At 48.6% G+C, this 23016-nt stretch carries 20 protein-coding genes; 12 read left to right on the top strand and 8 right to left on the bottom strand.

The window, feature by feature from the left end; translation table 11 throughout:
• The first annotated feature begins 118 nt into the window (after positions 1–118).
• The 12 genes from C1H71_RS04025 (at position 119) to C1H71_RS03970 (ending at position 15293) form a co-directional block, all read left to right on the top strand.
• Positions 119–1588 (top strand): leucyl aminopeptidase, encoded by a 1470-nt coding sequence (locus tag C1H71_RS04025; RefSeq protein ID WP_130105423.1) that lies wholly within the window; start codon positions 119–121, stop codon positions 1586–1588.
• A gap of 446 nt (positions 1589–2034) precedes the next feature.
• Positions 2035–2463, top strand: a complete 429-nt coding sequence (locus C1H71_RS04020) for a DNA polymerase III subunit chi (protein ID WP_188053579.1) — start codon at positions 2035–2037, stop codon at positions 2461–2463.
• Positions 2460–3200 carry a hypothetical protein gene (locus C1H71_RS04015; protein ID WP_130105421.1) on the top strand — a complete coding sequence of 247 codons (741 nt, stop codon included), beginning with the start codon at positions 2460–2462 and terminating at the stop codon, positions 3198–3200. Before C1H71_RS04020 ends, C1H71_RS04015 begins: the two co-directional genes overlap by 4 nt.
• A 397-nt stretch (positions 3201–3597) precedes the next feature.
• The gene (bioA, locus tag C1H71_RS04010; protein WP_130105420.1) at positions 3598–4941 is read left to right on the top strand and encodes an adenosylmethionine--8-amino-7-oxononanoate transaminase; all 1344 of its coding nucleotides are present in this window, start codon (positions 3598–3600) and stop codon (positions 4939–4941) included.
• Complete coding sequence (locus C1H71_RS04005) at positions 4925–6481, top strand: hypothetical protein (RefSeq protein ID WP_130105419.1); 1557 nt, start codon at positions 4925–4927, stop codon at positions 6479–6481. The genes bioA and C1H71_RS04005 overlap by 17 nt, the downstream gene beginning before the upstream one ends.
• Before the next feature lie 243 nt (positions 6482–6724).
• Positions 6725–7972 (top strand): glutamyl-tRNA reductase, encoded by a 1248-nt coding sequence (gene hemA, locus C1H71_RS04000; protein ID WP_130105418.1) that lies wholly within the window; start codon positions 6725–6727, stop codon positions 7970–7972.
• Positions 7973–8467: 495 nt separating this feature from the next.
• Complete coding sequence (gene prfA / locus C1H71_RS03995; RefSeq protein WP_046350276.1) at positions 8468–9550, top strand: peptide chain release factor 1; 1083 nt, start codon at positions 8468–8470, stop codon at positions 9548–9550.
• A 219-nt stretch (positions 9551–9769) separates the two neighbouring features.
• On the top strand, positions 9770–11617 hold the full coding sequence (locus tag C1H71_RS03990) for a ribonuclease catalytic domain-containing protein (protein WP_130105417.1): 1848 nt from the start codon (positions 9770–9772) through the stop codon (positions 11615–11617).
• Between the two features lie 183 nt (positions 11618–11800).
• Positions 11801–12349: a hypothetical protein gene (locus C1H71_RS03985; RefSeq protein ID WP_130105416.1), complete on the top strand. Its 549-nt coding sequence runs from the start codon at positions 11801–11803 to the stop codon at positions 12347–12349.
• Positions 12350–12500: 151 nt separating this feature from the next.
• Entirely contained in the window at positions 12501–12881 is a 381-nt protein-coding gene (panD, locus tag C1H71_RS03980) for an aspartate 1-decarboxylase (protein ID WP_130105415.1), read from the top strand.
• A 109-nt stretch (positions 12882–12990) separates the two neighbouring features.
• Complete coding sequence (hemF, locus tag C1H71_RS03975) at positions 12991–13902, top strand: oxygen-dependent coproporphyrinogen oxidase (protein WP_130105414.1); 912 nt, start codon at positions 12991–12993, stop codon at positions 13900–13902.
• A gap of 431 nt (positions 13903–14333) precedes the next feature.
• Positions 14334–15293, top strand: a complete 960-nt coding sequence (locus C1H71_RS03970) for a LysR family transcriptional regulator (RefSeq protein WP_130105413.1) — start codon at positions 14334–14336, stop codon at positions 15291–15293.
• A gap of 33 nt (positions 15294–15326) precedes the next feature.
• Here C1H71_RS03970 and C1H71_RS03965 read toward each other — a convergent pair whose 3' ends face one another.
• The 8 genes from C1H71_RS03965 to C1H71_RS03930 form a co-directional block, all read right to left on the bottom strand.
• Positions 15327–16037 (bottom strand): SPOR domain-containing protein, encoded by a 711-nt coding sequence (locus C1H71_RS03965; RefSeq protein WP_130105412.1) that lies wholly within the window; start codon positions 16035–16037, stop codon positions 15327–15329.
• Positions 16034–16768: a type III pantothenate kinase gene (locus C1H71_RS03960; protein ID WP_130105411.1), complete on the bottom strand. Its 735-nt coding sequence runs from the start codon at positions 16766–16768 to the stop codon at positions 16034–16036. The genes C1H71_RS03965 and C1H71_RS03960 overlap by 4 nt, the downstream gene beginning before the upstream one ends.
• Positions 16765–17730 carry a biotin--[acetyl-CoA-carboxylase] ligase gene (locus C1H71_RS03955; RefSeq protein WP_130105410.1) on the bottom strand — a complete coding sequence of 322 codons (966 nt, stop codon included), beginning with the start codon at positions 17728–17730 and terminating at the stop codon, positions 16765–16767. The genes C1H71_RS03960 and C1H71_RS03955 overlap by 4 nt, the downstream gene beginning before the upstream one ends.
• A gap of 305 nt (positions 17731–18035) precedes the next feature.
• The gene (locus tag C1H71_RS03950; protein WP_130105409.1) at positions 18036–18851 is read right to left on the bottom strand and encodes a response regulator; all 816 of its coding nucleotides are present in this window, start codon (positions 18849–18851) and stop codon (positions 18036–18038) included.
• Between the two features lie 198 nt (positions 18852–19049).
• Positions 19050–19247, bottom strand: a complete 198-nt coding sequence (locus tag C1H71_RS03945; protein WP_130105408.1) for a hypothetical protein — start codon at positions 19245–19247, stop codon at positions 19050–19052.
• Positions 19248–19471: 224 nt separating this feature from the next.
• Positions 19472–20005, bottom strand: coding sequence for an ATP-dependent protease subunit HslV (gene hslV, locus C1H71_RS03940; RefSeq protein WP_130105407.1), 534 nt, complete (start codon positions 20003–20005; stop codon positions 19472–19474).
• A 115-nt stretch (positions 20006–20120) separates the two neighbouring features.
• Complete coding sequence (locus tag C1H71_RS03935) at positions 20121–21230, bottom strand: STAS domain-containing protein (protein ID WP_130105406.1); 1110 nt, start codon at positions 21228–21230, stop codon at positions 20121–20123.
• Between the two features lie 453 nt (positions 21231–21683).
• Positions 21684–22853, bottom strand: coding sequence for an FAD-dependent monooxygenase (locus C1H71_RS03930; RefSeq protein ID WP_130105405.1), 1170 nt, complete (start codon positions 22851–22853; stop codon positions 21684–21686).
• Between the last annotated feature and the right edge of the window lie 163 nt (positions 22854–23016).

Genomic DNA, 23016 nt, shown 5'->3' with positions numbered 1-23016 from the left:
GATCGATGTTTTTGCGGCACTTTTAGCGAGTAATTGGCTTGATTGCCGTTTTTTAACGAGTAGCAAAACGCTGATGTCCTTTTCAACCACTGGTTCATCTTAGAAATAGGAAGCAATAATGGAATTTAGCATAAATCTATCCGTACCCGAAAAAACCGCAGCGGATTGTCTGGTGCTGCCTGTATTTGGTACACACTTATCCGCACTTGCTGCAGATTTGGATCACGATGGTTGGTTGGCAGAAACATGCAATGAACTAGGTGAGGCCGTGGGCTCCACATTATATATTCCATTGCCAGGCCGTCGCGTTTTGCTGGTGCAATTGGGGAGCGAAAAAAACCTAGATACCGAGGCGCTACGCAAGGCGGCGCTTGCCACTGCTAAGGTTTTGCTGGCTGGAAAATCAACTTCTGCTGATATCTTTTTAGCCATTGCCGCTGCTAAAGCTGTGGGTTTAAAAGATGCCGCTGCTATTATTTCTCAGGCATTGGTGTTTGAGGGTTATCGCTTTGTGCAGTTTAAATCGGAGCCAGATGCACCCGCTGCTCTGGTATCTGTAAATATTGCCGTAAGCAAAAAATCTGAAGTAGAAAAAGCCGAGCAAGGCTTGCAAATTGGGGTGGCGTTAGGCCACGGCATGAACTTAACCCGTGATTTGGGTAATCTGCCAGGCAATGTTTGCACCCCTACTTATTTAGCGAATGCTGCGCATTTATTGGCCGCCAGCTACAAAATGAAATGCACGGTGCTAGAAAAGCCAGAAATGGAAGCGTTGGGCATGGGCTCGTTTTTGTCGGTGGCACAGGGCAGCATCGAGCCGCCTAAGCTGATTTGCCTTGAGTACCAAGGGGGCAAAAAATCAGAAAAGCCTATCGTATTGGTGGGTAAAGGCATTACTTTTGATTCGGGTGGTATCTCGCTGAAACCTGGTCCAGAAATGGACGAAATGAAATACGATATGTGCGGTGCTGCCACGGTAATGGGCGTGATTCGCGCTATTGCTGAGCAAGGCTTGGCCATTAATGTGGTGGGCGTGATCCCAACATGTGAAAACATGCCATCTAGCAATGCCGTCAAGCCAGGCGATATCGTTACCTCTATGAGCGGCCAAACGATTGAGATTCTGAACACTGATGCTGAAGGTCGTTTGATTTTGTGTGATGCGCTGACCTATGTGGCGCGTTACGAGCCAGAATTGGTGATTGATATTGCAACCTTAACGGGTGCAATCATTATTGGCTTGGGCCATGTTGCAAGTGGCTTGTTCTCTAATGACGATCAACTGGCGGATGATTTACTTAAAGCATCGCGTGAAACCGGTGATAAAGCGTGGCGTATGCCATTGTGGGATGACTACCAAGAGCAGCTTAAATCCAATTTTGCGGATATGGCAAATATTGGCGGCCGCCCAGCCGGCTCTATTACCGCCGCTGCTTTCTTAAGCCGCTTTACCAAAGAATACACTTGGGCTCACTTGGATATCGCTGGCGTTGCACATAAATCTGGCGCAGCCAAAGGCGCAACCGGCCGCCCTGTGCCACTGTTGGTAGAATTCTTAACTCAGCGTGTCGCAGCTAAGAAAAAATAACGGTTAATTTAGATGTAAGAGGCATGGCTTGCCGTGCCTCTATGTGTATTAGCTAAAGCGATTATCACCAGTAAATACTATTTTTACTAAGGTGATATCGTTATTTTATGGCGGGTAAAGCCCGCCATTTGCGTTTTAAGGCTTAAATCTGGCGGGTTTCACTCCCCACACGCGATTCACTCTGTATGATATTGGCTGAATTCAATGCACATAGGGCACCGCATGCTTTGCCCCTATCCTCATAAGCTAGGGTCTGTTGACGTTTCATTCACGGCTGCGTTTGGCCCAGTTTGGGGGCTAAACCTGAAGGGCTGAGCTGGGAAATGGCCATTCACTGCGTTATGCTCCTCGACAATAACCCGTTATTGCCTTCGTCACACGCCTTGTGCCTGGCCGTTTCCCAGCTCAGCGCAATTGTAAATGAAACGTCAACAGACCCTAAGCCTATGACCGAAATCTCATTTTATTTTAATGTCCCTAATCGCGAGCACGCGCTTTGCCAGTTGGTGAGCAAAGCCTTAGCGAAGCATTTGAGCATAAATATCCTGACCAGTAGCCAAGCAGCGGCTTCGGCTTTGGATGGTTTATTGTGGGAAGTGCCACAAACAGGCTTTTTACCGCATTGCTTGGCTGATGATGCGATTGCTGCGGATACGCCAATTTTGCTCGATTACCGCCCTGAGCTATTACCTGTTCGCGATGTCTTATTTAATTGGACCAATGGCTTAGCGCCAGGTTTTGAGCGCTACCAGAGGGTTATGGAAGTGGTTTCGCTGGATGATGAGGCACGAACGCTTGCGCGTGAGCGTTGGAAAGCTTATGTGGCACAAGGCTTTAAGCCCACTTCTTTTGACATGATGGATAGGGCTGGATGAACGCTGCTACTGATCCTTCCCCGCTCTTCGATAAAATGGATGCGCTACTGGCGCGCCATCGCGGAGCCGGCCACTCTGAAGCTATTCCTGTGCTCTTGGATGAGGCAGACGATATTCCGGTACTGACTGAGGCTTTAGAGGAAACCGAAGCTGATGTAGCTCCTGTAGAGGAGCTAGCACTCGCATCGTTCAATCTAGAACTGGAGTCAGAACCAGAGATTCCTGCGCTAGATGTCCCCGAAGTGCTTAAAGAATTTATGGATTTGCCCTTGCTTGATTTGGATGCGCTATCCCAAGTCAACCCTTGGGGCAATCATGTGGATTTTGTAGAGATAAAGCCTGCTCCAGAGCAGGAATACCTTATCCCTACGCCAGTAGCTACTGAGACATCAATGCAGATTGTGGTCACTGAAGTGCCGTGGAGCGATGAGCTGATTTTTGATTTGCCAGTGCAGGATATCTCCGAGCCTGCAGTAGCCGCTCCCTTGCCACGGGATCCGCCTCTGAGTGAGCGGGCGATTGCAGAGCTAAGCGCCACCGTTGCCGCACAATTAGGCGTTGAAATTGCGACTGAGGTAGAGCAACTTACCCGACAGCATTTCGCCAGCTTGATGAATGGCTTTTATGAAGAGACGCTGAAGCGTTTAATCACAGATATGAGCGCCGAAGTAGAAAACAAACTCTTGCCACGGGTAGAAAAACTAGTGAAAGAGGAGTTACGTAAATCTGGGCATTAGGGGCTGTTGATGTTTCATTCGCGGCTGCGTTGGCTGCAATTTTGGGGCTTAACAAGGCAAGCCGTGTAGCTCCAAAAATATAGCCAACCCTTAGCGTGCGAGGGTTTTTTCCTCGCTCAGCAATGAGGCTGGGCCGGAAAACTGCCATTCACGGCATTATGCTCCTCGGAAATAACTTGTTATTGCCTTCGTCGCATCCCTTGTGTTTGGCCATTTTTTGGCTCAGCGCAATTGTGAATGAAACGTCAACAGACCGTGCTGATTTATTGGGTAGTTTGATAAAGGCGAGCCACGGTGCTCGCCTTTTTTAATTTTAATCACTGTGGCCAACATGGATTTTGCTGGGGTATTGGGCAGTCTGAGCTAAAATGGCTTATTCGAAGCTTTATAAATTCATATGAATCACTCTAACTTACTGGCACGAAGCTTAGCTGCGGTATGGCATCCATGTACGCAAATGAAGCGGCATGAAAAATTTCCGCTGATTGCAATCGCCCGCGCCCAAGGGGCATGGCTCTATGATGTGGACGGCAAGCGTTATTTAGATGCGGTTTCTAGCTGGTGGGTAAATTTATTTGGCCATGGTGAGCCTAGGATTAAAGCCGCGATTAGTCAGCAAATGGATAGTCTAGAGCATGTGATGCTGGCGGGGTTTACTCACCAGCCCGTGGTGGAATTATCCGAGCGCTTAGCCAAACTGACTGGTTTAGGCCATGCTTTTTATGGCTCTGATGGTGCTTCGGCGATTGAAGTGGCCTTAAAAATGTCGGCGCATTACTGGCGTAACCAAAATCAGCCGCAAAAAAATCGCTTTGTGTATTTAGAAAATAGCTACCACGGAGAGACGGCAGGGGCTTTGTCCGTGACCGATGTGCCTATTTTTCGGGAAGCTTACGCACCTTTAGTGCGAGATAACTTTGTAGTGATGAACCCTGATGCACGTCAAGCAGCAGAAGGTGAGTCGGCAGCAAGCGTGGCCGAACGGGCAGCTCAGTCGCTAGAAGCCACACTCACCGCACATCATCAAGAGATAGCAGCGCTGATTGTGGAGCCGCTGGTGCAAGGTGCAGCAGGGATGGCGATGTATGACGCGCTTTACTTACAAAAAGCCCGTGCTCTGTGTGATTTTTATGGTATTCACTTGATTTGCGATGAAATTGCCGTGGGTTTTGGCCGAACAGGGTCTATGTTTGCTTGTGAACAGGCTAATATTAAGCCGGATTTTCTTTGCCTTTCTAAGGGGATTACCGGTGGCTTTTTGCCTTTGGCTGTGGTGCTGACTAGAAATGAAATATATGCCGCTTTTTATCATGATGATATTAGCCGCGCATTTTTGCATTCTCACTCTTATACCGGCAATCCCTTGGCTTGTGCCGCTGCTTTGGCGGTGTTGGATATCTTTGAAGCGGATGACATTATTGCTCGTAATACCAGCAAAGCGCTGCGTTGGGATGTCATTTTTTCCCCACTGGCTGCGCATCCAAGGGTAAGGCATTATCGGCGCACAGGGATGATTTGGGCCTTTGATGTGATCGATGTCGCCCCTGGCTTTGCACAACGTTTTTTTGCCGCAGCATTAGCACAAGAGTTATTACTCAGGCCGATTGGTAATACGGTTTATTTTATGCCACCTTATTGTGTAACTGACGAAGAAGCGGCGCAGTTATTAGTGGGTACATTGGCAGCACTTGATGCTGCAGAACAAGAGAAGTCGGAGTTGATTGATGTTGCTGTCGCTTAAATTGCCGGTTTGCGATCCTAATCTCGCAAGTAGTGTGGAAACGAACCCCAAGCGGCTACGTGAGTGGTTGATCGCTTTGCCTATGGCCAATCCACTTGGGGCAGGCCGGCAGATGTGTGATGCACTGACGGCGTGTAATCGGGTAAAAATTGCCCCTGACGATAGAATTAAATTATTGGATGAATACGCTACTGCCTTGGAGCTGCTGTCAGGTGGTTTGGAGCGGGCCTATCGCGTGCCAGGTTTGCCATTAAAAGATCAAGGGCAAACGGCGGCCTTATTGGCGCGTCGCCTGTGTTTGGAATTGGCAGATGGATATAAAGTTGCCCTGACCGATCGCTTGGATAAACGTTTTGCCTTTGGCAATACCAAGCTGGCCCCTGTGCTGATTCAAAAAATATTAGCGCAATATTATCGTCTCTCTCAGCTTAGCTATCGGGTGTATATGCCTATGCCTGAGGGTATTTGGCTAGAGATGCATAAGCTTTTTCGCTATGCCGTTGAGTCGCAGCTGATTGAGCAAGCCTCCACCGACAAAAACGCCCCAAGCGTGGCACGTACGTATAAATATATTTTGTTGCTGGCTTTATCTGAGCCGCAGCGCTTTTCTGGGCTTGAGCTCGATAAAGTCATTGATATTGTTGAAAGTTATGCGGGTTATGCGCATTTTCAACCGGTATCCCAATTGGGCAGCTCGGCTGGTTTTTTCCTAGTTAGCTTGGATGAAGATAAGGCTCCGCAATATATCGGCGCTCGCACTATGGAAGGGTATTTAGGCGGGGGAGTCTTACTGGATACTTCAGAATTAGTGCGGCAATTGCATAAATCCTTGGTGGCTTTAGATGTTAAAGTGCCTTTGGCTAGCGATCGCAGCAAAGTTTTGATGTGGATGGAAATCCTGCGTCGGGTCTGTAGACAGTGGACTATTTCTGCCAAACGAACTTTCCAAAGAATTGACTCTGATACGCCGGTGGATATTTGTATCGGTATTCGTGCTGCTGTGCTGTGCGTGAACGCAGGTCATGCACTGCTCGAGCCAGAAGAAAACTTACTGGAAGACGCAGAGCCGAGTAGCGCCAATGAAGAGCTACCGATTACGCACTGGAAAGTGTTGAATGAAAGCCCTGGTGGCTACGCTGTTTCCGCAGAGCATATTCCCGTTGAGCGGGTACGGGCCGGAGAAATCGTGGCGATGCGCGCGCAGGGTAGCGAAAACTGGATGATTGCATCGGTGCGATGGTTGCAGCAAATGAATAGTCATGAGCTCGAAATTGGCTTGCAAATTATGACCGTGCGTGCTTCTGCCGTGATGTTTAAGCCAACGATAGGCTTAGCTGGGGTGAAATATCAGCCGGGCTTGCTGCTCCCTGAAGTCCCCGCTTTAAAACAATCGGCCATGATGCTTACGCCTAAGGGGAGTTATATTGCTGCCAAGCGTGAGTTATCTGTTTTAACTGTAAATGGCGAAATCCTGATGCGAGCAGGTAAGCTAATAGAGCAGCAAATGGGCTACGATTTATTTGAATATCAGGCCGAATAAGGCTGCAAGCTTGCCGTTTAATCAATGAACTCATGCTGGCTGTATCGCTTATGTTTGCGTGCTACTTGCTCACTTTTGTTGCCAATATTGTTTTTGCTTTTATAGCGGTAAATCGGCAATTAAAACTTTAGCTAAAAGGTCAAGCCGAATTATGCAGAATGGCATTCGCCACTTCACCGTGAGTTGCTTACCGTTTCAGGGTAAAATGGGCGGTTTTCTTTCGCTCGCTGCTGATAAATCCCTATGAACCTGCTTGTTCTCGGAGTGAATTACCATACTGCGCCTGTAGCAGTCAGGGAGAGGCTTGCGTTTACTCCAGCAGAATTGCCGACCGCGCTTGCCATGCTCAGCGCGGAACATGGCGTGACAGAAGCGGCCATTGTGTCGACCTGTAATCGCACCGAGCTTTACTGTAATACGCGTGATCCACAGCAAGTTTTGGCATGGCTGGCACAAACGCGTGGGCATAGTGTTCAAGATATTGAGCCGCATTTGTATTTGCTCAATGGTGGCGAGGCGGCAACGCACGCGTTTCGGGTGGCCAGTGGTTTAGATTCTATGGTATTGGGTGAAACGCAGATTTTAGGCCAGCTTAAAGACGCCGAGCGCTTTGCGCGTGATGCGGGCACGATGGGCGTGTTACTCAATGGTGTGTTTCAACGTGCGTTTTCTGTGGCGAAAGAAGTGCGCTCGCAAACCCGTATTGGCGCGGCATCGGTTTCTATGGCCGCCGCATCGGTGCGCTTGGCGGAGCGATTATTCCCCTCCGTGGCATCCTGTAAGGTGCTGTTTATCGGCGCAGGCGAAATGATCGAGCTCTGCGCTACGCACTTTCATGCTCGTAATCCTAAGCATATTGCCGTGGCCAATCGTACCATTGAGCGCGGCCAAGCACTGGCCAAGCAGTTTGGTGGCGAGGCCATTTTGCTTTCTGATTTACCCTTTCGATTAGCCGAATTTGATATTGTGGTGACCTCTACCGCCGCACCCTTGCCAATTGTGGGTAAGGGTATGGTAGAGCGAGCACTCAAAGAGCGTAAGCGCCGCCCAATGTTTATGGTGGATTTAGCCGTGCCTCGCGATGTAGAGGCCGAAGTCGGCGATTTATCCGATGTTTATCTGTATACGGTGGATGATTTGGCAGAGGTAGTCCGCCAAGGCCAAGAGTCTCGGGCGGGCGAAGTAGAATCTGCCGAAGCGATTATTTTCGAGCGGGTAGGTGATTTTCATCGCTGGGTAGCTAGCCGCGCCCTAGTGCCTACCATTCGTGATTTAAAAGATTACGCCGATAGAATTGCACGGCATGAATTAGAAAAAGCGCATAAAAAATTAGCCGCAGGCGACAATGCCGCAGCGGTATTGGAAGAATTTTCGCGGCAAATGGCGAATAAATTTATGCACGCCCCACTGGCAGCCTTAAATAATGTGCTCCCCGAAGATCAAGAAAACACCCTCGCCACTGTACGCCGCCTATACCGCCTGCACGAGTAGCTGCGCTTTCATTCGCTTTAAAAAAACTGTAGACACAGAGAACATTAAGAACACAGAGCACACAGAGAAAAGCATTAAGAATCTGTCTAGACAGCCTGTCGGACTTAGCATCAGTCAGCTGCAAAATCACCTGATCGGCCTATATTTCACCAGATTTTTGACCAATAACTCGTTATTGGCGCTGCAAATCCGGCAAAATCTGGTTTCGACCATGCGATTTTTCGCTTCGACCGTCTAAGTCCGACAGGCTGCTAGCTCGAAATAAATCCCGTAGTGACTTGTCAAACCAACGCGTCATCCCCGAGTGTTTTAGTCGGGGATCTAGCCGCGAAGCTGGATTCCCGCCAAAGGCGCGCGGGAATGACGACGTTTCGTAGCGGGAAATTAATCTGAATCAGATCCTAAGTGTTTTTCTCTGTGTGCTCTGTGCCCTTACTTCAGCTCTGTGTCTACAGATCTGCTTTTAAGATTACTAAATAATTTCGTGGAACTAAAATGAAACCTTCTATTGCTGCCAAATTGGCGCAGCTTGCTGACCGTCTTGAAGAAGTTGATGCCTTACTGGCGACCGAGGAAGCCACTCGCGATATGAATAGCTATCGCAAGCTCACCAAAGAGCGTGCCGAATTAGAGCCAGTGGTGGCGCTTTATCACCGCTTTACCCAGATTGAAGCCGATATGGCCGACGCTGCCGAAATGCTGAGCGATCCTGATATGAAGGATATGGCCGAAGAAGAAATCAAAGAAGGCAAGGTGCGCATCGAAGCTTTGGAAGTCGAGCTGCAAAAAGCGCTGCTGCCTAAAGATCCTAATGACGAGCGCAATATCTTTTTGGAAATCCGTGCGGGTACGGGCGGGGATGAAGCGGCACTGTTTGCAGGGGATTTATTCCGCATGTATAGCCGCTTTGCCGAGCGTAATCGCTGGCAGGTAGAAGTGGTGTCCGCCAGTGAATCTGATCTGGGTGGCTACCGCGAAATTATCGCCCGCATCGTGGGCTTTGGTGCTTATTCATGGCTGAAATTTGAATCCGGTGCGCATCGTGTGCAGCGTGTGCCGGCCACCGAAACACAGGGCCGGATTCATACCTCGGCATGTACAGTCGCGGTGATGGCCGAAGCCGATGAAGCAGAAGAAATCTACATTAACCCTGCCGATTTGCGCATCGACACCTTCCGCGCCAGCGGTGCGGGTGGTCAGCACATTAACAAAACCGATTCGGCCGTGCGGGTCACGCATATTCCAAGCGGTATTGTGGTGGAATGCCAGGATGATCGCAGCCAGCATAAAAACAAAGCCCGCGCTTTATCTGTGCTGGCCGCCCGCATTAAAGACGTACAAGACCGCGAACGCCACGCCGTAGAGGCCGCACAGCGTAAATCACTGGTGGGCTCGGGGGACCGATCCGAGCGCATCCGCACCTACAACTTCCCGCAGGGCCGTATGACCGATCACCGGATTAATCTCACGCTGTACAAGCTCGATTACATCATGGATGGCGACATGAACGACCTTACGCAAGCCCTGGTCAACGAGCATCAAACCGAGCTGCTGGCGCAATTGGGCGGGGCGGAGTAATTCCACAAAACCCAAATCTTGAACTACGAAGAGCACGGAGTTTTACGGAGAAAACCTAGTTTTTATTATGTTTGTCTCCGTGGTCCTCCGTGTTCTGCTTTTTCTTTGCGGTTTAAGATTCGGGTTTGATGAGGGCAGGCTTATCACCAGCAAGCGACGTAGGGCGGACCTTGTTATAATGCTTGGCTAAATCAATAAATGAATGCTGGCGGCTTGAGAATGAATGTTTTTTTTGAGGAAGATGGTAATTTCAAGGTAGCCACGATCAAGGAAGAGCAGGCTGCTAGCCTGATGCTTGAAGATACCCGTGGTAAACGTTTTAAAGTGAAGGCGGCGAATGTGCTGCTGCGCTTTGAGCGGATTAGCTTGGATGACTTTCTAAAAGCGGCTCAGGTCGCCGCAGATGAAATTGATATCGATTTTCTGTGGGAATGTTGTGGTGTGGAAGAGTTTGCGTTTAATGATATTGCCGCAGAATACTTTGGTGCTAACCCATCGGTGCAGCAGCAAGCGGCAGCGTTGATTCGTTTACACGCAGCGCCTATGTATTTTTACCGTAAGGGGCGTGGCCATTATAAGGCTGCCCCTGAAGAAAATCTAAAGGCCGCCTTGGCCGGGGTCGAAAAAAAGAAAAAAGAAGCCGAGCAAATGGCCATTTGGCAAGCCGAGCTGCAAGCTGGCGCTTTGCCCGAGTCATTTATTCCTTTGGCGAGCAAATTACTGCATCGCCCAGATAAAAACACCATTGAATGGAAAACACTGGCTGCCGCTGCGGACGCTATGCAAACGTCTACCTTGCGTTTGATGGAAAAAATTGGCGCGATTCCTGATGTGGCCGATTATCTACTCGATGGTTTCCTCGCTGAATCCTTCCCTAAGGGCCGTGGTTTTGCCCCAACCGAGCCGGTGACTTGCCCTAGCGATTTACCGCTGGCCGATGTGCGTGCCTTTAGTATTGATGACTCTACCACCACAGAAATTGACGATGCTTTCAGTCTGAAGCGTCTGCCTAATGGCAATTGGCAGGTGGGTATCCATATTGCCGCGCCTGCTTTGGGGATTGTGGCGGGCTCGGATGTCGATAAAATTATTCTGGATCGCCTGTCTACCGTGTATATGCCAGGCGATAAAATCACTATGTTGCCCAACGAAGTGGTTGAGGTGTTTACCCTGCAAGAAGGGAGAACCTGCCCCGCGCTAAGCATGTATTTAGAGTTGTCTCAGGGCTTTGATGTGCTTTCACATCGCAGTATCGTAGAGATGGTGCCGATTGCTGCCAACTTACGTCATGAACAGCTTGAGCCAGTGTTTAATGAAAACACCGCAGGTAAAGCGGATGCGCCCGATTTCCCTTGGAAAGAAGAAATCACCTTCTTATGGCACTTTGCCGGTGCATTAGAAGGCCGCCGTGGTAAAGCTGACCCGACTGCACCGCTAAAGATCGATTACAGTTTTTACATTGATCAGGTAGACGGCGAAAAACGTGTGCGGATTGTGCCGCGTAAACGTGGCGCACCGATGGATAAGCTGGTGGCCGAGCTGATGATTCTGGCCAATAGTACTTGGGGCAAGGATTTGATGCAGGGCCAAGTAGCGGGTATTTATCGCGGTCAAAATGGTGGGCGTGTGCGCCTCACCACGCAGGCGGGCCCGCATATTGGGCTGGGTGTGGAGTGCTACTCTTGGGCGTCTTCCCCTTTACGCCGCGCTGTGGATTACGTGAATCAGCTGCAACTTTTGGCTTTGCTGGGCAATACCAAGCCGCGTTTCCAAAAGAACGACGCCGAGTTGTATTCGATTATCGGGAGTTTTGACACTGCTTATGCAGCTTACGCCGAATTACAAGATAAGATGGAACGATACTGGTGTTTGCGTTGGTTGCAGCAAGAGAAAAAACGCGAAATGACTGCCGTGGTCATAAAAGAAAACTTGGTGCGGGTAGATGGCATGCCTTTAGTGATTCGAGCAGGTATACCGGAACTACCAGCGGGCACAACGGTCAGTCTACAATTGATGAAAATTGATTTATTAGAACTGCTACTTGAAACGCGTATGGCAACGATTTAAAGGCGGGGAGTAGGGCGTGAGCAAAATAGTGAGCATTCGTACTTAACTTTTTGCTCACCCCTTCGCATTTTCAAAGTCGTATAGCAATGATTTAAAAGCGGGGATAATGCGGGCGTGGAGGGTGGATTTTGTGCCCCGCTCTTTGCTCCCCACTCCCTGTTTAACACACCATGATGATCATAAATGCTACCTAATCAACGTCTTAAGCAATGTCTGCCATTAAAATTTAAAAATGGTGCGCTGGTTAAACAATTCTCTAAGCCCTGCGTGAGCTGTGGAGAAATGTTACAAGCCAATGATATGCTCGGTATTGCGCGTTTGGTAGAAAACCATATTGCCATCGCCGCCAAAGCGCATTGCCCTAAATGCGATGCAGAGTTCGGTGTGTGCTGCATTATTGATGATGAAAAAAAAGTACGTCGGCTGATCTTGCCGCAATTTGCTTTTAATTTATATTTACGTAATTTGCCGCTGCAAGCGGCCGAAATTGAAGCCGCTGCTGCGCCGCGTGAGGTTGAAACTACACCTGTGGTGGCCAGCCCAGCGCCTCGAATTATAAGCCCCGCAAATATTCAGCGTGCCATTGAAGTGATCGGCAGCTATCAAGCAAAGCCTATCCCTGCATGGGTGGTGGTTGATGGTCAGCAATTAAATTTTGACCGTGTCTCCCCCGATGCTCGCGTGGCGGATGGTGAGTTTTTGCTAGATGGTTGTTTTATATATCGAGGCTAAATTTACTGTTTGAGTTTGAATCGCATCCATATTATCAATTGCTGCGCTGCGTCAATTGATTTAAACCTTACCCTGTCCAATCGTCGTTTCTGGGATTATAATCTGATCCCTTCTGAAACAGCCCTGCCCAGAAACGGGCTGGAGAAACATCATGCAACGCTCCCTGCTTAAATCGAAAATTCATCGCTGTACCACTACTCATTCAGAGCTGCATTACGAAGGCTCGTGTGCGATTGATGAAAACCTGCTTGAAGCCGCCAATATCTTGGTGCATGAGCAGATTCATATCTGGAATGTGGATAACGGCGAGCGCTTCTCTACCTACGCTATTAAGGCTGAACGTGGTTCGGGGATTATTTCGGTTAATGGCTCTGCGGCGCGCCGAGCTGCAGTGGGTGATTTACTGATTATCGCCACCTTTGCTCAGTTTGAAGAAGCCGAAATCGCTAATTTTCACCCGCAGCTGGTGTTTGTGGATGGCGATAACCGCATCAAAGAAATTAAGCATGATGCGCCAGAGCAAGCGGCTTAATGCTGGCTTGTATGCCCATGATGAACAGGCTGCCTTAAGGGGCAGCCTGTTTTTTGCGCGGCATTAATGGCACGGTATGCCGTGCCGCTACAAAAATATAGGGATAATAATGAATTCAACTGCCGTTAAAGATTACCTCCTCAGTCTGCAACAAAATATTGTCGCCACCTTAGAGCAGCTCGATGGTTCTACTTTTCATACCGATCAATGGGAAAGAGAGGGCGGTGGCGGCGGTATGACGCGGGTGATTGAAGGCGGCAATTTATTTGAGCGCGGCGGGGTGAATTTCTCTCATGTGATGGGCGATGCCCTGCCACCATCAGCCAGCGCCGGTCGTCCCGAGCTGGCGGGGCGTGCTTTTGAGGCGATGGGCGTATCGTTGGTGTTGCATCCACGTAATCCTTATATCCCTACCGTGCATATGAATGTGCGCTTGTTCCGAGCCTATAAAGAAGGCGAGCAAGATGTATGGTGGTTTGGCGGTGGTATGGATCTCACCCCTTATTACGGGCTAGAAGCAGATGCGGTGCATTTTCATCAAGCTTGTAAAGACGCGCTTGATCCTTTTGGCACGCAACTTTATCCAGAGTTTAAAGCTTGGTGTGATCGTTACTTCCACTTAAAACACCGTAATGAGCCACGTGGCATTGGCGGCGTCTTTTTTGATGATTACAACGCCGCTGGCTTTGAAGCCAGCTTTGCCATGATGCAAAGCGTGGGCAACGCCTTTTTACCCGCTTATGTGCCGATTGTGGAGCGCCATGAAGACGCCGAATACGGCGCGCGTGAGCGTGATTGGCAATCTTACCGTCGTGGCCGCTACGTAGAATTTAACCTAGTGTTTGATCGCGGCACGCTATTTGGTCTGCAATCAGGTGGCCGTACCGAATCCATCTTGATGTCTATGCCTCCGGTGGTGAACTGGCGCTATGATTACCACCCGGAGGCAGGCAGCCCAGAGGCGCGTTTATATAGCGATTTTTTGTGTGATAGGGATTGGCTAGCAGCCTGTCGGGCTTAAGCGATCGTAGTGAGGGAAAGACCGGTTTGAGACAGGTTTCGCGGGTTTTTGAGGCAATAGCTGGCTATTCAACGAGAAAATGCGTGAAATATAGCCAAATCCGGCTTTTCCGTAGTAGATCAGTCTTAAGTCCGACAGGCTGCTAGGTTTGGTTTAAGCTTTCTCTTTAATTGAGGAGGTTTCCTAGGACAGTGCCCGCGCTGGCATCAGAAACATGCCCAGCCTCAAGGCTGCTGATCACAAAATAGGTAGATGCGCACGGTGAGGAGAATACTGAGTACACAGATAAAACTAAGCTTGCGCCGTACTTCTGGATATTTCACCCTAGTTTTAAATCATTTTTCTCTATGAAATTCTGTGCTGTCTGGGCGCAAGATTTGGGTTTTGCGGCAAAAAAAATCAGCTAGTAAAACTAACGCAATGGAAACAGCATGGCTGCGAGCCCGATTGGTTTTGATTTAAAAAGTTTGGAAGTTTTCGCCGCGATTGTTGAGGCGGGTGGGATGACAGCGGCGGGGCAGCGGCTGGGGATGACGCAGTCGTCCGTTTCCCAAAGCATAGCCAATCTTGAAGTGCAATTGCATGTGCAGCTACTTGATCGCTCGCAGCGCCCACCCATGCTAACCCCATTGGGGCGTAAGTTTTATGAGCAGGCGGAGCGCTTATTAAGCGAGGCTCGACGCGTAAGTTTGGAGTTTCGTCGCCAAGAAGCCACGCCGCTTAAGCATGTGCGGATTGCGCTAGTGGATTCGTTAGCGATTAGCGTAGGTAAAGAATTGGTTGCGGCGATTAAGCACCGCACTGCGCATTGGTCGATGGTTACAGGGCAATCGCATCTGCATGCAGATGCCTTACTTAATCGCCGAGTTGATTTGATTTTAACTGACGATGCAGTGAGTGGGCATGCAGAGCTTTTTCGCCGCCGCCTACTACGCGAGCCTTTTATTTTAGTGCTGCCGCTTGATTTTAAAGGGCCTGTGAATAGCTTACGCACGCTGGCGGCGGCATTGGATTTTATTCGCTACAACCAATCCACCGTGATTGGCCGCAGCATAGAAAACCAGCTGCAAACCTGGAGTATTCATCCACCATTGCGCATGCAGCTGGATAATTCCTACGCGATTTTACAAATGGTCAAGGCAGGCCTAGGCTGGACTTTAACCACGCCGCTATGCCTATTACATGGCGGCATTAAAACGGGTGACGTGCAATGCTTACCCGTGCCTGAGGGCGAATTTTGCCGCGAGCTAACCCTGCTTGCGCGGAGTGATGAATTAGGTCATCTCCCCGAGTTGCTTGCTGACGATAGCATTGCACTGATGCGGGAGCGTTACCTGCCTGTTATAGCCACCGCAGCTCCATGGCTATTGCCACGGATCGTGCTGGGCTGAGGTGTAAGTTGCCCCAGCCGCTTCGTCATTTTATTAAGAACAATTGCTGATCTGCAGTTGTGCACCCTTAAGCTGACTGTTGAGCTTTTCTAGTTTTTGTTGCTGCTCTGGGGTAATTTTACGCAGCGTAAATACGGTATGGGATGGGCTGTCGTCACGTTCTCTTACTACTGCCGATTTTACCCCTTGGCTTTTTAATTCATTCAAACGTCTTTCAGCACCTTCACGGCTGCTGAATACGCCGAGTGAGATGGCGTTTTGCCATCTACCACCATTATTAATCACGTAGTAATCTTGCACGCCCTGGCCGCTAAGCTGCTGGGCTTTACGATTAGCCAGCTCAAAATCTGTTTGTGGTGGAATATAGACCCAAACTTTACCGCTGATATTGGTTTCGCTGCTGGTTAAGCCGAGCGATTTAAGGCGCTGGCGCATGGTGTCGCTTTGCTCTTGCCCTGTGCCACTCCAGCGCATGCATACCGTGATTTTTGGTGGTGGGGTAGGGCGTGGTGTTGGCGTCGGGCCTGGGCTCGGAGTAGGTATGGGGTCCGAGAGTGGTGCTGCTTCAGTATCCGGTGTTGGGCTAGGGCGATTCACCACAATCATGGGCAGGCTAGCTATCAGTTTTACTTTATCGGCATTAATCTGCGCATTGGTTCGAGTACTGATGTGCGTGGTTTGCAATGAGTTGTAGCCCCAAAGGGTAAAATTGGCAGCAAGGAGCAGTGCGCACAACCATTTCATTGATAAATATCCTGAGCAAGTGCAGCTAACCCGTGTAGGACGAGCTGTTCGGCGATAATGGGTTGATTAGGTAAATGAGGCGCGATCAAGGCGGCATCGCCTCCAGAAATAATACAAAGCGGTGTATCGCCTCGGCGGGTTAAGCGCGTTTGCATGGCAATAATGCTGCCCGCCATTGCGCTGATACAGCCCGTTTCGATGGCATCGGTGGTGCAACGCGGAAAATCATGGAAAGCACCTTCACTTAAAGTGAGCCTTGCTGTTTGCTGGGCAAGAGCAGATTTCATCAGTCTTAATCCGGGCAAAATCATGCCACCTAGATACTCGTTCTCTTCGGTGAGTGCATCCACAGTAAGCGCGGTGCCCGCGCTAGCAATCACCAAAGCGCGCTCTGGAAACAAGCTGCGTGCGCCGAGCACTGCCGCCCAACGATCTGGGCCTTGTTGTTCTAAATGGCGATAGGTATTGTGTATTCCCAAAGCATTGCGGCTTACTTTTAGCCATTGAATGCTGTGACCCCATTGCTGCTGGCAAAATTGCTCAAGCAAAAGGGCAGCAGCGGGTTGGCCAACCGTACAGCCATGAATGGCATCGGGGCGGGGCAGGGTGAGCAGTTGCTGAAGCAATTGGGCTACGTCTGCGGTAAAGCTATAGCCCACAGAGGCCCAAGGGTGATCACCATAGGCCCATTTGATTCGGCTATTTCCAAGGTCTATTAGTAGTAAGCTCACGCTGCGGTCACCTTACGTAAGCTAATGTCTCCAGCATAAACCACTTGCAAGCCATTTTCCCCAGCGATGCGCAAGGCGCCATCATCGGCAATGCCAATGATTTTGCCACTGCTTTCTAGGCCGTCTGGTGATATTAATCTTGCTTGCTCGCCCTGCCAGATATGTCGGTCTTCCCATTCTGAGCGTAAGGGGGCAAAGCCGCTTTGATCAAAGCTTGGTAATAGCTCGGCTAGCTCATTTAAAATGCGGGCGAAAAGCAGATTACGTGCAGGGCTGGGGCCGCTGCAATCGCTTAAGTCTGCGGCATGATTGGCGTTTAGACGTTCGCTTTGGGATAGGCGTAAGTTAAGGCCAATTCCAATCACCGCATCTACGGGGCCTAAAGTATCGCCAGATAGCTCGATCAAAATGCCCGCCAGTTTGCCTTTGGCGCAGTGTAAATCATTGGGCCATTTCAACCCTATATCTTGATAGCCTTGTTTTTCTAATGCTCGGGTCAGTGCAATACCCACGGCAAGGCTTAAGCCAGCCAAACGGCTGATTCCGCCATTAAAGCGCCACACCACAGAAAATAATAAGCTACCGCCTAAGCTTCCTACCCAGTGGCGGCCTAGGCGGCCACGGCCCGCTGTTTGCCATTCTGCAGCCAATACTGAGCCAGTAGTGGCGCATTCTTGGCGTAAAGTGCGATTAGTCGATTCAATTTCGTCGATTAAATTCAGACTAAATGGGCTATGTCTGTTGAGCGCTTGTTTGATGCTTTCGGCATTTAGCCATTCAATGGGTTGGGTGAGTTTGTAACCTACGCCATGGCGCCGCTCTAGCTCAATACCAAATTCGGCACTGCGGTTAAGCGCGGCTGAAACCGCTGAGCGTGAGACGCCCAATTGTTTGGCAATCACTTCGCCAGAGGTGAATTCATCAGCATTGAGCTGACGTATGATTGTAAGTGTATGTAACATGGCGACATTCTAGCAGCTTGGCGGACTTAGGCGGTCGAAAGCGAAAAATCTCATCAACGAGGCTAGATTTTGTCGGATTTGAAGGCCATGCTGAGCCGCTAAACGTGTTTTTGGTCAAAAAAATGATGAAATATGGGCTGTTGAGGTGGTTTTTCAGCCGATTGATGCTCAGTTCGATAGATTGCTCGTGGTTTAAAGCAAAATCATGAACTGTAGAGCTAAAGAATCTATATAACAGCTTAAAGCTGTGAGGACTAAAGCCGGTGTTTTGGCTTTGCCTAAAGTAAAGCAAGCGTGAACAGCCTCTAAGGTTGTTGTTCTCGTAAGATTCGCTCAAGTAAACCGCGTACTACGGAGGGTTCGAAAGGCTTATCGCAGATGCCTGATACGCCTGCTTGAGTAACGGCGGCAAGCCGGCCACCATCACTTTCGGATGAAACCATTAGGATAGGGATATTGCTTTGCCAGCTATTTTTGCGTACAAATTCAATTAATTCTTTCCCATCCATTTCGGGCATATTGTAATCAGTAATTAATAAATCAAACACGCTCTCTTCTAAAAGCTGTACTCCTTCATGACCATTGCCAGCTTCTTTGATATTACGCACGCCTAGGTTTTCCAATACTTTGCGCATGTAATTGCGTGCGGCTTTAGAATCGTCAACTAACAATACGCGCAGCTTATCCAGCTCAAAATCGTCTTGATCTAACGTTAAATCTTCGGATAAATAATCCAGCGATACACAAAGTGCATGGTCTAGGTTTTCTGAGGTAAATGGCTTAGGGATAATTGCGCAAGCGCCAAGTTGCCGAAGCGGCTCTAATACTTTGGGTTGGGTTTCGCTAGAAATTAAAATAAAAGCGATGTCTTGCGTATCGGGGTTGTTGCGCAGCTGGGTAAGTAGCTCGATCCCTGTCATATCTTTTAAATACATGGCACTGAGGATCAGATTAGGGCTGCTATCCACTTTTAAGGAGGCTAGGGCTTGCGAACCCTCCCCAAAAGCAATGATATCGCCAATGCCAAGTAGTTTTAGTTTAGAGGTAATCAATTTATTTTGCGCTGGAGATGGCTCTAGCAAAATAACGCGTAGTTCGCCAATAGAAAAGTGTTTTGCCATGATGGATCGCCGCCTAAATTTACATCTCTTTATAGCTGGCTATGGGCATTTTGTTGGACAACATGATTTACGGTGGAATGATTGCCCTTAGATTTTTTAAAGGGGAGAATTGGCTAGCAGCCTGTCGGACTTAGCATTAGTCAGCTGCAAAACCACCTGATTGGCCTATATTTCACCAGATTTTTGACCAATAACTCGTTATTGGCGCTGCAAATCCGGCAAAATCTGGTCTCGGTCATGCGATTTTTCGCTTCGACCGTCTAAGCCCGACAGGCTGCTAGGCTCTGTTGACGTTTCATTCGCCATTGCGCTGAGCCGGAAAACGGCCAAGCACAAGGCGTGTGACGAAGGCAATAACGGGTTATTGTCGAGGAGCATAATGCAGCGAATGGCCATTTTCCGGCTCTGCCCTTTGGGTTCAGCTCCAAAACTGGGCCAAACGCAGCCGTGAATGAAACGTCAACAGGCCCTAGATGAAAGTGAGCATGCTTAATACATGATGTGTATTTAATACTGATGTAACAAGTAGGTTGGTGCTGAGCATGTGAAGCCCAACATTCTGAATAGAATTGTTGGGCTGCGTTTCACTGAGTACCAGCTACGCCAATTGAACCTTTAGCTTACATTGTTTCAATTGTATGGTTTTGATTGGTATATATACAAATATCGCCGGTGATTTCTAGCGCTTTTTTAACGATGACATCGGGAGCTAAATCGGTGTTTTCTAGGAGCGCTCTGGCAGCAGATTGCGCAAATGCACCGCCAGAGCCAATCGCCGCAATGCCGTGCTCGGGCTCTAGCACATCGCCATTGCCGGTGATAATTAGCGTGGCGGTTTTATCGGCCACGATCAGCATGGCTTCTAAACGGCGTAGCATGCGATCGGTGCGCCAATCTTTGGCTAGCTCTACGGCGGCGCGGGTTAGGTGGCCTTGGTGCTTTTCTAGTTTTGTTTCAAAGCGCTCAAACAAGGTGAAAGCATCTGCCGTGCCCCCTGCAAAGCCAACGATCACTTTATCGTTGTAAAGCTTACGCACTTTGCGTGCTGTGCCTTTGATAACTACATTCCCCAGAGTGACCTGACCATCGCCGCCTACTGCAACTAAATCCCCACGGCGTACAGAGACAATCGTGGTGCCATCAAATTGTTCCATCTTAAGCATCCTTAATAAGCATGTAGAACAGATGGCGGCTTGGGCTGCAAAATACAAGCATGATTGCGCTTGTAGCCAAGAAATACCTTTTCACGGGGGAGCTTGGGGGGCTTTATTAGCTAGATAGCGTCACGAGCTCAGTAATGCCCATAATCCGAAACAAGGCAACGACTAAGGCATTGGCATTGCAAAGGGTGATTTGCTGTGGCTTATCCATACAAAGACCCAGCAATTGCCCTGCGGAATCAAAATCTACTCGGCGTACATTACTAAAATCAAGCACTGGGAACTCGCTTTGCTGGATGTAATCGCGAATGGCCGCAATCTGTTCAGGCTTAGTATTTAGAATATCGCTTTCAATATATAAACGATCTTGCTTTTTGACGGGCTCAATTGGGGCCGCTGAGATAGGCGCAGCATGCTTATTAGGCTCGATCCAAGAAGGTGGCGAGACTTCAAAAGTGATCGCGTAATCAACGGCTAAATTTTCAAATTCATCCTGTAAACCTTGAATTTGCTGTAACTCAATCAAGAGCAACCAAAGTGGCGCTTCAGCAGGAATAGCTCTTGATGTTTGAATTCGGCTGCGCAGCAGGGTTTCTATTTCGTGATTGCCTAATAGCTGTAAGCGTATACCTTTTTTAACGCTACGCTGCCAAACTGCTAATAGTTCTGCCGCCGCAATAGTGTCTATTTCTTTGATTTTTGCCATATCAATACGCAAGCTGCTACAAGTTTGTAGGGCGGCGTGGAATGTGATGAGTACTTTATCGATATTATTATGGTTGAGGATGGCAGGAAACTGATAATAGTTTTGTGCTTCGCTACTGGCTTTTGCTGAATGTTGGTGCCAAGTTGGGGGTGTTTTTTCAAACTCTAAAACAAATAATAGGGCTACTTTATCGAACTGTTGTTTATCATTATTCTGCTGTAAAAGCTCAAAAAGCATGAGCCATGCTTCAGTTTGGTGTAATCCTGCTATTTTTTTTAGTTCTGAGTGCAGAATTTCTGCAGCAGCTACGCTTTGGCCGCTGGCGTGCAGCATGGCCACTTCTTCTTGGATGGGGGTAAGGAGTGAATCGTTATCAATCACTTCAATACTGAGCTGGTTTAAGTCAAAACTAGACTCCTCTGCAACGATGGGTGGGGTATCACTCTCGTTTTCTAAAGTGGTATTGCTTGAGGTATTTGGCGCAATGATTTTGCGGATAAATGAAAAAGCCACTTTTAGATTCCATTAAAATAGCTAATTTTTAAATATGCTAATTATAAATTATATCTTATTTTGTATGGTGATAGTCTTATTTGCAAGTAGTTTATTAATTAATAATTGCACTTTATTCTAATTTTTTTATTTTTAAATTGTTGTTGATCTTTCTGTTTTTTAACAACGAATATTAAATTTATGTTGTTTGTTTATGAAAATAAAGCACAGGGGTAACTGAATCATTATTGCAAATTATACAATATTTACCCATAGATAATTATAGTATTTTTTTGCATAAATTAATACGTACATTGAATTATGTATGAAGATTTATGATCTGCCATGCTTTTTTAGCATGCTTGCAACAAGGATGGGCTCTAAAAGCGAAAAGCCACAGTTTTTTCTCGGGTAGTTGCAGCATGTCAGCTCTTAATCTGGCACGCTGCTGGTTTTAGAGTTTATGCAGGATTTTTATCTGGCACCAAACACCATCCGCTTGGTAAAGCCTTTACGCAGGCTATCCATCTGATCCATCGCAATCAGCCCTAAGCTTCGGCCATGTTTAAGTAGTGGCCCTGGCTGGTCAAAAATGGTGATTAAGCCATCGGTAAAGTGGGTGACTAAACTGGCATCTTTTTTGCGTAAACGTGCATAGCGGGCCAGTTGTTTGGGCTCGCCTAATTCATCTTGGCGGGAGCAGATTAATAGTTCGGCCAAAGTGCTGGCGTCGCGCAGCCCCAGATTTAGCCCTTGGCCAGCTACAGGATGTAGCGTTTGCGCTGCATTGCCGATTAGCACTACTCTTTGCCCAACTACAGAATCTAAGGTTTTAAGCGCTAGAGGCCAGCTGGCTCTTGAGCCTACGCTAGAAAACCCTGCTAGACGCCCAGAAAAACGCTGCATGACGGCGGTGATAAAATCACTCTCACTCATGGCTAGGCGCTCGGCTGCAAGCTCTGGCGATTGCGGCCAAACCAACATAAAGTCTGGTCCATTGGGTAGTAGCGCCAGCGTGGCATCGTCCGCAAAGCGCTCATAAGCCATGCCGCAATGCGGTTCTAGCGGGGTTAATCTCGCCAGAATAGCGTGCTGTTGATAAGACTTAATCGTTTGCTTGATGTCATCAAGCTGGCTAATCAGCTGGCCTCCATCGGCAAGAATCACTAAACGAGCGCTGAGCTGTTCTTCGCCATGAGGGCCACTTACGTTGATTTGGGCGAAGCGGGCAAGGCGTTTGATACTGTTTACACGAAAGCCTAATGCGGCCTTAGCTGGGCTTTTGCTGAGCGTATTAAAAGCGTGGCTGGCGAGTTTATCGTAAGCCACTACAAAGCCTAGTGCAGGCAGGCCCAGCTCTTCGGCCTTTAGCTCGGTGCGGCCTATGCTGCCTTGTTGCGAAATATGTACGTGTTTAATGGCCGTAGCGTTTAAATCTTCCCCCCATAAATCCACCCGATTAAGCGCCTCAAAGCTGGCCCAAGAGAGTGCTAGGGCGCGTGGATCAGCGTCGATTTTAGGTTTTGCATCAACGAGCAAGGCATCAATGCCCGCTTGCGCCAGCCTTTGCAAGACCAGCGTGCCCACAGGGCCGCCACCAACAATCAGCACGTCTACATGAAGGGGAAGTTTTTCTAAAAGCATGGTTAAAACCTAAAGCTTGAATCACGGTGGCTATTGTAGGGCGATGTAAGCTTTTTGCCCATGAATAAGGGTGGGAATATTCTGTGGCTTTAATAAAGTGCGTGGATTTAGCATGGGCAAAACGTTTTTTTGCCCACGCGAATGCATAGCTGCAATGTGTGGG

This window comes from Iodobacter fluviatilis, assembly GCF_004194535.1.
Classification (GTDB): Bacteria; Pseudomonadota; Gammaproteobacteria; order Burkholderiales; family Chitinibacteraceae; genus Iodobacter; species Iodobacter fluviatilis_A.
The sequence above is the reverse complement of the archived record's forward strand: the minus strand, read 5'-3'. Positions and strand labels throughout refer to the sequence as shown.

What these genes read in the sequence shown, in the direction of transcription:
- C1H71_RS04025 (WP_130105423.1), top strand. Translation starts at nt 119, where the DNA reads ATGGAATTTAGCATAAATCTATCCGTACCCGAAAAAACCGCAGCGGAT.
- C1H71_RS04020 (WP_188053579.1), top strand. Translation starts at nt 2,035, where the DNA reads ATGACCGAAATCTCATTTTATTTTAATGTCCCTAATCGCGAGCACGCG.
- C1H71_RS04015 (WP_130105421.1), top strand. Translation starts at nt 2,460, where the DNA reads ATGAACGCTGCTACTGATCCTTCCCCGCTCTTCGATAAAATGGATGCG.
- bioA (WP_130105420.1), top strand. Translation starts at nt 3,598, where the DNA reads ATGAATCACTCTAACTTACTGGCACGAAGCTTAGCTGCGGTATGGCAT.
- C1H71_RS04005 (WP_130105419.1), top strand. Translation starts at nt 4,925, where the DNA reads ATGTTGCTGTCGCTTAAATTGCCGGTTTGCGATCCTAATCTCGCAAGT.
- hemA (WP_130105418.1), top strand. Translation starts at nt 6,725, where the DNA reads ATGAACCTGCTTGTTCTCGGAGTGAATTACCATACTGCGCCTGTAGCA.
- prfA (WP_046350276.1), top strand. Translation starts at nt 8,468, where the DNA reads ATGAAACCTTCTATTGCTGCCAAATTGGCGCAGCTTGCTGACCGTCTT.
- C1H71_RS03990 (WP_130105417.1), top strand. Translation starts at nt 9,770, where the DNA reads ATGAATGTTTTTTTTGAGGAAGATGGTAATTTCAAGGTAGCCACGATC.
- C1H71_RS03985 (WP_130105416.1), top strand. Translation starts at nt 11,801, where the DNA reads ATGCTACCTAATCAACGTCTTAAGCAATGTCTGCCATTAAAATTTAAA.
- panD (WP_130105415.1), top strand. Translation starts at nt 12,501, where the DNA reads ATGCAACGCTCCCTGCTTAAATCGAAAATTCATCGCTGTACCACTACT.
- hemF (WP_130105414.1), top strand. Translation starts at nt 12,991, where the DNA reads ATGAATTCAACTGCCGTTAAAGATTACCTCCTCAGTCTGCAACAAAAT.
- C1H71_RS03970 (WP_130105413.1), top strand. Translation starts at nt 14,334, where the DNA reads ATGGCTGCGAGCCCGATTGGTTTTGATTTAAAAAGTTTGGAAGTTTTC.
- C1H71_RS03965 (WP_130105412.1), bottom strand. Translation starts at nt 16,037, where the DNA reads ATGAAATGGTTGTGCGCACTGCTCCTTGCTGCCAATTTTACCCTTTGG.
- C1H71_RS03955 (WP_130105410.1), bottom strand. Translation starts at nt 17,730, where the DNA reads ATGTTACATACACTTACAATCATACGTCAGCTCAATGCTGATGAATTC.
- C1H71_RS03950 (WP_130105409.1), bottom strand. Translation starts at nt 18,851, where the DNA reads ATGGCAAAACACTTTTCTATTGGCGAACTACGCGTTATTTTGCTAGAG.
- C1H71_RS03945 (WP_130105408.1), bottom strand. Translation starts at nt 19,247, where the DNA reads ATGGCCATTCGCTGCATTATGCTCCTCGACAATAACCCGTTATTGCCT.
- hslV (WP_130105407.1), bottom strand. Translation starts at nt 20,005, where the DNA reads ATGGAACAATTTGATGGCACCACGATTGTCTCTGTACGCCGTGGGGAT.
- C1H71_RS03930 (WP_130105405.1), bottom strand. Translation starts at nt 22,853, where the DNA reads ATGCTTTTAGAAAAACTTCCCCTTCATGTAGACGTGCTGATTGTTGGT.